Source organism: Kitasatospora sp. NPDC054795 (assembly GCF_053611565.1).
Map to the genome: position 1 here is coordinate 1 of NZ_JBSHAP010000211.1, position 9,815 is coordinate 9,815.

General features: G+C 75.7%; 10 protein-coding genes and 1 pseudogene. 2 read left to right on the top strand and 9 right to left on the bottom strand.

What is annotated here, in order from left to right:
- From ACWGJO_RS39745 to ssd, 8 genes and pseudogenes are all read right to left on the bottom strand, one after another.
- Positions 1–192, bottom strand: a pseudogene (locus tag ACWGJO_RS39745) (hypothetical protein); the annotation flags it as partial.
- On the bottom strand, positions 180–542 hold the full coding sequence (locus ACWGJO_RS39750) for a TadE family type IV pilus minor pilin (protein ID WP_452190585.1): 363 nt from the start codon (positions 540–542) through the stop codon (positions 180–182). The pseudogene ACWGJO_RS39745 and the gene ACWGJO_RS39750, both read right to left, overlap by 13 nt.
- 271 nt (positions 543–813) lie before the next feature.
- Positions 814–1,086, bottom strand: coding sequence for a DUF4244 domain-containing protein (locus tag ACWGJO_RS39755; protein WP_387688971.1), 273 nt, complete (start codon positions 1,084–1,086; stop codon positions 814–816).
- A 52-nt stretch (positions 1,087–1,138) separates the two neighbouring features.
- Positions 1,139–1,915, bottom strand: coding sequence for a type II secretion system F family protein (locus ACWGJO_RS39760; protein ID WP_452190587.1), 777 nt, complete (start codon positions 1,913–1,915; stop codon positions 1,139–1,141).
- Positions 1,912–2,946, bottom strand: coding sequence for a type II secretion system F family protein (locus ACWGJO_RS39765; protein ID WP_452190589.1), 1,035 nt, complete (start codon positions 2,944–2,946; stop codon positions 1,912–1,914). Before ACWGJO_RS39765 ends, ACWGJO_RS39760 begins: the two co-directional genes overlap by 4 nt.
- Entirely contained in the window at positions 2,943–3,095 is a 153-nt protein-coding gene (locus ACWGJO_RS39770) for a hypothetical protein (RefSeq protein ID WP_452190591.1), read from the bottom strand. The genes ACWGJO_RS39765 and ACWGJO_RS39770 overlap by 4 nt, the downstream gene beginning before the upstream one ends.
- Positions 3,092–4,429: a TadA family conjugal transfer-associated ATPase gene (locus ACWGJO_RS39775; protein WP_452190593.1), complete on the bottom strand. Its 1,338-nt coding sequence runs from the start codon at positions 4,427–4,429 to the stop codon at positions 3,092–3,094. Before ACWGJO_RS39775 ends, ACWGJO_RS39770 begins: the two co-directional genes overlap by 4 nt.
- Positions 4,429–5,553, bottom strand: coding sequence for a septum site-determining protein Ssd (gene ssd, locus ACWGJO_RS39780; protein ID WP_452190595.1), 1,125 nt, complete (start codon positions 5,551–5,553; stop codon positions 4,429–4,431). The genes ACWGJO_RS39775 and ssd overlap by 1 nt, the downstream gene beginning before the upstream one ends.
- Before the next feature lie 807 nt (positions 5,554–6,360).
- On the opposite strand from ssd, the gene ACWGJO_RS39785 reads away from it, so the two are divergent.
- Complete coding sequence (locus ACWGJO_RS39785) at positions 6,361–7,179, top strand: HAD family hydrolase (protein WP_359902135.1); 819 nt, start codon at positions 6,361–6,363, stop codon at positions 7,177–7,179.
- A gap of 378 nt (positions 7,180–7,557) precedes the next feature.
- Here ACWGJO_RS39785 and ACWGJO_RS39790 read toward each other — a convergent pair whose 3' ends face one another.
- The gene (locus tag ACWGJO_RS39790; protein ID WP_387726831.1) at positions 7,558–8,448 is read right to left on the bottom strand and encodes a Fic family protein; all 891 of its coding nucleotides are present in this window, start codon (positions 8,446–8,448) and stop codon (positions 7,558–7,560) included.
- 216 nt (positions 8,449–8,664) lie between these two features.
- Here ACWGJO_RS39790 and ACWGJO_RS39795 point away from each other — a divergent pair, with 216 nt between their 5' ends.
- Positions 8,665–9,672, top strand: a complete 1,008-nt coding sequence (locus ACWGJO_RS39795; protein ID WP_452190597.1) for an ATP-binding protein — start codon at positions 8,665–8,667, stop codon at positions 9,670–9,672.
- Positions 9,673–9,815 lie beyond the last annotated feature (143 nt).

Below are 9,815 nucleotides of genomic sequence, written 5' to 3' on the forward strand. Positions count from 1 at the left end.
GTGCCGGGAGGCGACCACCGAGCCGACCGCGATCGTCCCGGCGAACACCGCCGTGCCCAGCATCGCCAGGGCGAGCAGCCAGACCGTCGCCGAGCCGGCGTCCGGCCCTCGCCCACCCGCCGCGACGGCTCGGGCCGCACGGGCGCGTGCCACCCGCTCCGCCGTCTCCCGCAGCCCGGTCAGGACGGCCATGGACCACCACCTCCCGCCGTGACCGCCACCAGGACGTCTTCCCGCGCCGCCACGGCCGCCGCACCGAGCCGGACGGCGAGCAGCCCGCCGAGCCTTCCCGGCCCCGCGCACGGCGCCTCCACCTCGACCCGCACCGTGTCGGCCGCCAAGGCCACCCGGACCTGCGCGCCCGCCGGTGCCGCCGCGCGGGCGAGTTCGGCGGCGTCCGTCTCCCCGCGTGCGGCCGCCCTGGCGCCGACCCGGGCGGCGTCCACGCAGCGGATCTGCGTGGCCGCCGCGAGCACACCCCAGATCAGCATCGCCGCGAGCAGGACGAGCGCCGGCAGCGCCACCGCCGTCTCCGCGGTCACGAAGCCCGCGTCGCCGCGCGGCCGCAGCGGCCATGCCGGGCCGGCGCCACGCTCCCCGGCCCGGCCGGAAGCCGTCCTCAGCTCCCTGTCACCCACCGGGAGCGCGGGCGGGGCGGCCTCGAGGAGCGTGCCGCGCGCGGCGGTGGCGGGAGCGCCTCCCGGCCGCCGGGCCGGGGACCGTCGGCGGTCGACGACCACCCCATGGGGTGCGCCTGCGCGCCGGGGTCTCCCGGTCCGGGCCGGCCGACCGGCAAGGGTTCGACGGCCTGTCCTAGGTGGCATGGAGCGCCCGCACCAGCATGTCGGTCAACGCACCCGTGATGGCCTCGCTGGTCACCACCTTGTACAACCCGGCCGCGAGGGCGCACGCGCCCAGCGTCCCGACGGCGTACTCGGCCGTGGTCATCCCGGCGTCCGAGCGGCCCCGGAGCCGGGCCACCCTGCGCACCCGCCAGGCTGCCCGACGGCTCCGCCGCCGCCACGCCCCGGCCAGCGGGCGGAGCGACCGCCCGGTACCGGTCCCGATCGCGATCACTGCGGTCATGAGATCCTCCTGTCACTCGTTGTCCGTCGATGTCCGTGCATCCGGCTCTTGTTCACATCGCCTGCGCGAAGCGGCTGGTGAGGCCGACGACCACCGGCACCACGCCGATCAGGACGAAGGCCGGGAGGAAGCAGAGCCCCAGCGGCGCGGTGGCGAGCACCGCCGCCCGGCGGACCCGGGCGTGGGCCGCGCGGGCAGCCGCCGTACGCTGCCCCTGGGCCAGCCCGATCAGCGGGCCCGCGGCGGGGACACCCCCGAGGCTGCTGCGCTCCAGGCAGCGCGCCAGCGGCGCCAGCGGCGGGTGCTGCTCGCCCAGTCGGCTCCAGCACAGCTCCGGCGGCGCGCCCAGGGCCAGTTCGGCCCCGATCGCCACCAGCCGGGGACCCAGCGGCGCACCCATACTCCGGCCCACCGCCGACACGGCGTCCGAGGGCAACGCCGCCGACCCGAGGCAGGCCGCCAACAGCTCGGCGCTCAGCGGGAGTTGCCTGGTCAGCAGTTCCTCTTCACGGGCCTCCCGGCGGTCGACCGGCGACCGCGCCCGGGCCGACCACCGGTGAACGCCCACCGCCAGCAGCGCCCCGACGGCCAGTCCGGTGCCACCACCGAGCAGCACCGCCGCCGCGAGCCCGGCGACGGCCGCTGTCACCGCCCGGCGTCGGCGTCCAACGTCCGCGTCCGTCAGCCCGGTTCGCCTTGCCGTCCCCTTTCCGACCCGGGCCGGGGCGAGCACCCGTCGGCGCCTCACCCGGCCGCGCACCGGCGTCCACCCCACGGCGGCCGCGCCCACCGGGAGGGCGAGTGCGACCCACTCGATGCCCCACGTCACCTCGCCACCGCCCCGAGCGCCCGTGCGCGCACCCGCGACAGCCCGCAGACCCGCCCGCTCGCCCAAGGGCCGGGCACCGTACGGCCGGAGGCTCGAGTTCGCTCGCGCCGCCCCGGAGAATCCTCCAGCGCGCCGTGGGCCGCCGCCCGGACGATGCGTGCCGTCCAGAGCACGCCCAGGCCCTCCAGGGCCGCCCCCGCCACGAGGCAGCCCAGCCCGGCCGGGGTGTGCAGCAGGACCTCCAACGGGTGCGCCCCGAGCGCCGCACCGAGGAGCAGCCCGATGCCCGGCAGCGCGGCCAGGACGGCGATCGTCGCGCGCGGCCCGGCCAGTTCCCCGGCGATCTCCTCCGCCAGCGCCCGCTCGCCGCGCAGCGCCTCGGCGACCCGGTCCAGCGCGGCGGCGAGCCCCGACCCGCTGTCCGCGGCCACCCGCCAGCAGGCCGCGATGGCCGCGGCCCCACTGCCGCCCGGCAGTTCGGCCAGCAGGTGCAGCGCGGCGGGCACGTCCCCGCCGTAGCGGCCCGCGGCCAGCCGGGCCACCGGCTCCTCGCCGAGCCCGCGCAGCCCCGCCGGGTCGGCGGCGAGCCGCCCGGTCACCAGGTGCAGCGCCTGCTCCGGCGTCGCCCCGCCGCGCAACTCCCCCGCCAGGCCGGCGCAGAGCTCCACGACGGCCGCGGCCCGGTGTCGAGCCTGCGCCGCCAGGTGTCTGCGCGACCGCCACCTGCGCAGCGGCAGGACGGCCAGGACCGCCACGAGCACCGGCACCGGCGAGGCGGTGGCCTGCCCGGCGGCCAGTCCCGCCGGCAGGAGCAGCAGTTCGGGCACCAGGAACGCCGGCAGCCGACCCCGGGCCCGCGCCACCGTCTCCGAGCCCACCCGCAGCACCGGCGGCCTGCTGCCCGCCAGCACCAGCCTGGAGCGCCGCCCGCCCGGCAACTGATCCTGCACCGCACGCCACGCCGCAACGGCCATCAGACACAGCACCGCAGCCCAGCAGAAGGCGAGCTGACTTTGCGTCACATTGTTCACTTCCGTCCTCCTCGATCCTTGCGCCCCTCAGCGCCGAGCAGCAGCAGGGCGCCCACGGCGCACCCGCTCAGCAGCAGGGCGAAGGCGAGTTCCACCGCCCGCGCGTCCGCACTCGCCGACCCGGCCACCGTCACCGTCACCGCGATCACGGCCGCCCCGACCCGAGCGACACCCCGCGTGCCGCCAGCAGTCCGATCAGCCGCTCCCAGCCCGCACCGGGACGCAGGCCGCCGGCCGCCGGGAAGGCCACCGCGGGCATGGTCACGGCCGACCCGTCACCGGCTCCGGTCAGCGTGTGGATCTCCGCCACCCGGCGCCGCCCCGAGCCCGGGTCGCGGACCAGGTGCACCACCACGTCGAGCGCGGCCCGCAGTTGGCTGTGCAGCGCCGGCCGGTCGAGACCGGCGAGCGAGCCCAGGGCCTCCAGTCGGACCGGCACGTCCGCCGCCGTGTTGGCGTGGACCGTGCCGCAGCCGCCCTCGTGCCCGGTGTTCAGCGCGGCCAGCAGGTCCGACACCTCGGCGCCGCGGACCTCGCCGATCACCAGCCGGTCCGGGCGCATCCGCAGCGCCTGGCGGACGAGGTCCCGCAGGGTGAACTCGCCGAGTCCCTCCTGGTTGGGCGGCCGACTCTGCAGGCGGACCACGTGCGGGTGGGCCGGCTGCAGCTCGGCGGAGTCCTCGGCGACCACGATCCGCTCGTCCGGCCCGACCAGGCCGAGCAGAGCCGACAGGAGCGTCGTCTTCCCGGAGCCCGTCCCACCGGACACCAGCAGCGACAGCCTGGCCCGCACGATGCCCGCCAGCAGCCGCGCGCCTTCCGGTGGCAGGGACCCGCCCGCCACCAACTCGTCGAGCGTGAAGGGCCGGGGACGGCAGACCCGCAGCGAGATGTGCGTGCAGCCGGCCGCGATCGGCGGCAGCACGGCGTGCAGCCGGGTGCCGTCCGGCAGTCGGGCGTCCACCCACGGGCGGGCGTCGTCCAGCCTCCGGCCGGCCGCGGTGGCCAGCCGGTGGGCCAGCCGCCGCACCGCCGCGGCGTCGGCGAAGCGGACTCCGTCGGCTCGCTGCAGGCCGCCGCCACGGTCGACCCACACCTCCTCCGGACCGTTCACCAGGACGTCCGTGACGTCGGGCGCAGCCAGCAGCCGGTCCAGCGGGCCCGCACCCACCAGTTCGGCGCGCAGCGAGCGCACGGTGTCCAGGACCTCGTCCCCGCCGAGCGGCGGGCGGGTGGCCCGCAGCGCGGCGGCGACCGAGCCGGCCGTCGGGGCGGCCCCCGACTCGGCCAGCCGCAGCCGGACCGCGTCCACCAGCGCCGCCGTGCGCTGCTCGCGGGCCGTCCGGCCGTACGGGCAGGGCTCGTGCGCGGGCTCGGGCGGCCCGCCGGGCGGCGGCACGCTCCGCAGCGGCCGGTGCTCCCGCGCACCGCCGCCCGGTTCGGGCGAGCCGGTCCGGAGGACCGTTCTGCGCAGACGGACCATCAGTACACACCTCCTCCGACCGCCGGCACCGGCGGCAGCACCTCGTTCAGGAAGCTCGCGCAGAAGCGAGCGAGCGGGCCGCTCTCCCGGCTCCCGGGCGGGACGCCCTTCACGACGTCCTGGGCCAGGCCCGGCTCCGGCTCCAGCTCTCCCGCCAGCGGCAACCGCAGCCCGCGGACGATCTGCCGGGCCGGGAGCCCACCGGCCCGTGCCGGGCGCACCACGGCCCGGACGTCCCCGAGCCTCATCCGGGCCGCCGCCGCGACCCGGTCGGCGGCGGCCACCGCGCGCAGCTCGGCCGACACCACCAGCAGCGCCAGGTCGGACTGCTCCAGCGCTTGCCCGGCGGCCGCGTCGAGGTGGCGGGGTACGTCGACCACCACCAGCCCGCCGCGCCGTCTGGAGGCGGCCAGCACGCTGCGCATGGCCTCCGGCGGCACCGTCAGGGTGTCGCCGCGGTCCCAGGACAGGCAGGACAGCGCGGAGAGCCGTTTGAGCGCCGGCAGTGCCCGGGCCAGCTCGGCCCCGCTGACCCGCCCGCGGGAGCCGGCCAGATCGGGCCAGCGCAGCCCGCTGACCCGCTCGCCGCCGAGCAGGATGTCCAGGCCCCCGCCCAGCGGATCGCCGTCCAGCAGTATCGTCCGCCGGCCCGCCCGCGCGGCCGTGACCGCCAGCGCGCAGGCCAGGGTCGAGGCTCCGGCCCCGCCGGACCCGCCGAGCACCGCGACGGTGACCGCCGGGCAGCCGACGCCCTCGGCCGCGTCGGCGATCCGGTCGAGCAGCCAGGCCTCGGCGTCGGGCAGGAACAGCACGTGCTCGGCCCCGAGTTGGACGGCTCTGACCCACACCCCGGGGTCGTCCAGGTCCAGCCCGAGCAGTAGCACACCGCCGCGCCGCCCCAGCCCGGAGCAGCGGACGGCCTGGTCGTCCCCGACCAGGACCAGCGAGGCCCCTTCCCAGAGCTCCCGCGTCGGCGGCGCGCCCCGGACCAGCCTCGGCTCGGTGCCCGCCGCCGCGCAGATCCGCAGCAGGTGCTCGGCCAGGCCGTCGTCCTCGGTGACGACGAGCGGCCCGGCGACCGCGGGGCCCTCGGCGGTGATGTGGTCGGCGATCGGCGTCGACATGGATTCTCCCCTCCGCGCCGCCGGCCACCGGGGTGGCCGGCGGCGCACGTCGGACGGTTCCGGCGGACGGCCGCCCGACAGATCCTCTGGGGATGGAAGGGGTGAGGCCCTGTCCGGCGACCGCCGCCGGACATCACGGTGGGGGGAGATCCGGATTCCGTCATCCGAGTTCCGATTGCCTGTGGATAACTCGTGGACTGTGGAGGAAAACGTTCACCCGGGCGGGGGGCTAATCGGTGAAGAATTGACGAAAGGGGGTCACCGAGATGAACCGGCGGCCCTCCGCATCCCGTTCGAAGGCACTCCCGACGAGTGCTCGACACCTTCCCGAGACCGCTTCCGAGCGGGCCCGCAGCACCGATCGGAACCAGCCGTTCGATCTCCGACGAACCTGAGCAAATGGCAACGCAGAGTGACGAAAGTCGATCGGCGGGCCGAGGTAAGGACACCCCTTGGAACCCGTCGGCACGACGGCGGCGAACGCGCCGCGAGGGGCGTTCAAGCCCTGAAAATGGCCCCGGACGTGCGACGACCCCCGCCGGGGGGGAGAGCGGGGGTCGTCTATCCACAGCCCGGCTCGGGGGGGAGGAGCCGGACCGGGTTAGCACGGTCGCGAACGATCCGTGACTTCCATGGTGTACCCGAGCGGCCAGAAACACAAACCCGCACGCCCACGAGTACACCGAATGGCGGGGTGTTTTGCGGCTCCCTCTATCCTCGGTTCCCGTGGACACCACCGAGAACGCCGACGAGTACGCCGACGAGTCCCAGGGCGACACCACCGGGCCCGGAGAACTCCGCCCGCCCGTGCGCCCTCGACCCGGCGGGCTGCGCACGGCGGCCTTCTTCGACCTCGACAAGACCATCATCGCCAAGTCCAGCGCACTGGCCTTCAGCCGCCCCTTCTACCAGGGCGGCCTGATCAACCGTCGGGCCGTCCTGCGCAGTGCGTACGCCCAGTTCGTCTTCCTGGTCGGCGGCGCGGACCACGACCAGATGGAGAAGATGCGCGAGTACCTCTCCGCGCTCACCCGGGGCTGGAACGTCCAGCAGGTCCGCGAGATCGTCGCCGAGACGCTGCACAACCTGATCGACCCGATCATCTACGACGAGGCGGCCTCGCTGATCGAGCAGCACCACGCGGCCGGCCGGGACGTCGTGATCGTCAGCAGCTCCGGCTCCGAGGTGGTCGAGCCGATCGGCCGACTGCTCGGCGCGGACCACGTCATCGCCACCCGGCTCAAGGTCGAGGACGGCTGCTACACCGGCGAGATCGAGTACTACGCCTACGCCGAGAACAAGGCCGCCGCCATCCGGGAGTTGGCCGCCACCGAGGGCTACGACCTGGCCGCGTCCTACGCCTACAGCGACTCCTCCACCGACCTGCCCCTGCTGGAGGCGGTCGGCCACCCGTCGGCGGTCAACCCCGACCGGGCGCTGCGGAAGGAGGCGCAGGCACGGGAGTGGCCGGTGCTGGTCTTCGACAAGCCGGTGGAACTGCGGCGCCGGCTGCCCGAGTTCTCCGCCCCGAGCGGCTCGGTGCTGACCGCCGTGGCGGTCGGGACGGCCGCGGTGACCGCCGGGGTGATCTGGTACCTGGCCCGCCGGCGGCGCCCCGCCGCCTGAGGCCGTGCCGCCCGGCACCCCTTGGACAAAACGGTCAACCGGGACAGACTTCTCGTTTCGGGTTCCCCTTTCGCCCGAAACGCGATACAAATGAAGCACGGCCCGCGAGACCCGGTCAGGACCTAAGAGGTCAAACCGACAACGCAGTTCAGGCCCCACGGACCGCACGTACAGATATCCGGGCACCCACATGCAGCCGACCCGCTGTCGGGCCGCCGGACCAGACGAACGGGCAGGATCCCCGTCTGATCGGCACTTCCGGTGCATGCATGGTCACCCGGTATCTGCACCAGCGGCGGCACCCGGCAGGATCAGGTGCCGCCGCATCCGCGTCTTCGCGCGCCCCTCGCGGAGCGCGCGCCGCTCCGGTCCGACCGCTCAGACCATCCCGCGCTGCATCGCCTCGCAGACCGCCGTGCTCTCCCGGACGCCGAGCCGCAACGCCCGGCCGCAGTGCGCGATCCAGGCCGCCATCCCCTCGGGGGTGCCCGCCAGGTAGCCGGCCAGGGCCCGGCGGTAGGCGGCGGTGCCGAGTTCCGCAAGGCCGACCTCGGTCGGACAGATCGACTTCGGGTCGAGCCCCTCGGCGATCAGCACGATCCGCTGGGCGGCCCGCGCGATCACCCCGTTGTGGGTGCCGAACGGCCGCAGCGCGAGCAGCTCACCGTGCACCACCGAGGCCACGACGAGGGCCGGCGTGCCCACCCCCTGGCCCTCCGCGCGCGCCACCAGCAGCCGGGAGAGCTGGTCGAGCCGGGCCGCGACCTCCTCCGCGCCCGGAGCGGGCGGCAGCACGGGCAGCGGCCCGTCCACGGCGTCGACCTCGACGCTCTCCACCGGCTCCAGCTCCAGCGGGAACAGCTCCTCGGCGCCCTCGCCGGCCCGTCGCGGGCGCCCGGCCGCCGGATCGCCGTCGCCCGCCGCGAGCAGGTGCAGCCGGGCCAGCACCTGGAGCGGCGAGTGCCGCCAGATGCTGAGCAGCTGGCCGGCCTCGGCGGCGATCCGCAGGGCCGCGCCGACCGTCCGGGCTTCGGGGTCCGCGCCGAAGTCGCTGCGGCGGCGGACCTCCTCCAGCGGCCAGTCGGCCCCGGCCAGGGCCGCCGACGCGCGGGCGCCGCGCAGTGCGGATTCGGAGGTGACCTCGGCCGCCCGGCGGCGCATCACCCGGTGGCCGTAGAGGCGGTCGACGGCCTTGCGCACCTCGGCCACCGCGTCGGGCACCCCGGGGAGCTGGGCCAGCGGGGCGAGGGGATCAGTTCCAGTGCTCACCTACCCGAGAGTAATGAACGGGCCGCCCCTCCCGGAACAGCAACCCCGCATCACCCTTTAGAGGCAATCCTCACTTCCCGCCCGCGGCGGAACCCAAACCCCGGCTAGCATGGCCGCTATCGGAGACGATAACGATTTCCAACTAGGGGTCGCGGCGCGCGCACCCCGGGCAGGCGGCCCGCAGCGAGGGCCCTGAGCGAGAGCCGGAGTCCCCAGATGAAGATCGCCTTCGTCGGCAAGGGCGGCAGCGGGAAGACCACGCTGTCCGCGCTGTTCATCCGCCACCTGGCGGCCATGGGCCGGCCGGTCGTCGCCGTGGACGCCGACATCAATCAGCACCTGGGCCCCGCCCTGGGGCTGACCGATGATCAGGCCGCCGAACTGCCCCCGCTGGGCGGACACCTGCCGGAGATCAAGGAGTACCTGCGCGGCAGCAACCCGTTGATCCGCTCCTCCGACGAGATGATCAAAACCACGCCGCCCGGGCGCGGTTCGCGGCTGCTGCGGATCGTCGAGGAGAATCCGGTCTACGCCTCCTGCGCCCGCCCGATCGCGCTGGACGAGGGCTCGGTACGGCTGCTGGCGACCGGCGCGTTCACCGAGGAGGACCTCGGGGTGGCCTGCTACCACTCCAAGGTCGGCGCGGTGGAGCTGCTGCTCAACCACCTGCTGGACGGCCCCGGCGAGTACCTGGTGACCGACATGACCGCGGGCTCGGACTCCTTCGCCTCCGGCCTGTTCACCCGCTTCGACCTGACCTTCCTGGTCGCCGAGCCGACCCGCAAGGGCGTCTCCGTCTACCGCCAGTACAGGGACTACGCCCGCGACTTCGGCGTGCAGCTGCGAGTGGTCGGCAACAAGGTGCAGGGCCCGGACGACCTGGCCTTCCTGCGCCGCGAGGTCGGCGCCGACCTGCTCACCACCTTCGGGCAGTCGGACTGGGTGCGACGTCTGGAGCAGGGCGCCGAACCGCCGCTGAAGTCCCTGGAGCCGGCCAACCGGGCCGTACTGGAGGAGCTGCGGTTCGAGGCCGACGCGGCGTACGGGCGGCGGGACGCGCGCCGCTACACCGAGCAGGCGGTGCTCTTCCACCGCCGCAACGCGGAGAGTTGGGCCAACTCCAAGGTCGGCATCGACCTCGCGACACAGGTGGACGAGGAGTTCGTCCTCGGTGGCTTCGCGGACGACGGCGGGCGCACGGCCCCCGCGGGCGCCCACGCCTGACCCGCACCACCGCAGCCGAACGGGCCGCGGCCACCCCCCCCCCGGGGGGGCCCCCCCCCCCCCCCCCCCCCCCCCCCCCCCCCGGCCCCCCCCCCCCCCCACCCCCCCCCCCCCCCCCCCCCCCCCCCCCACGGGGGCGGCAG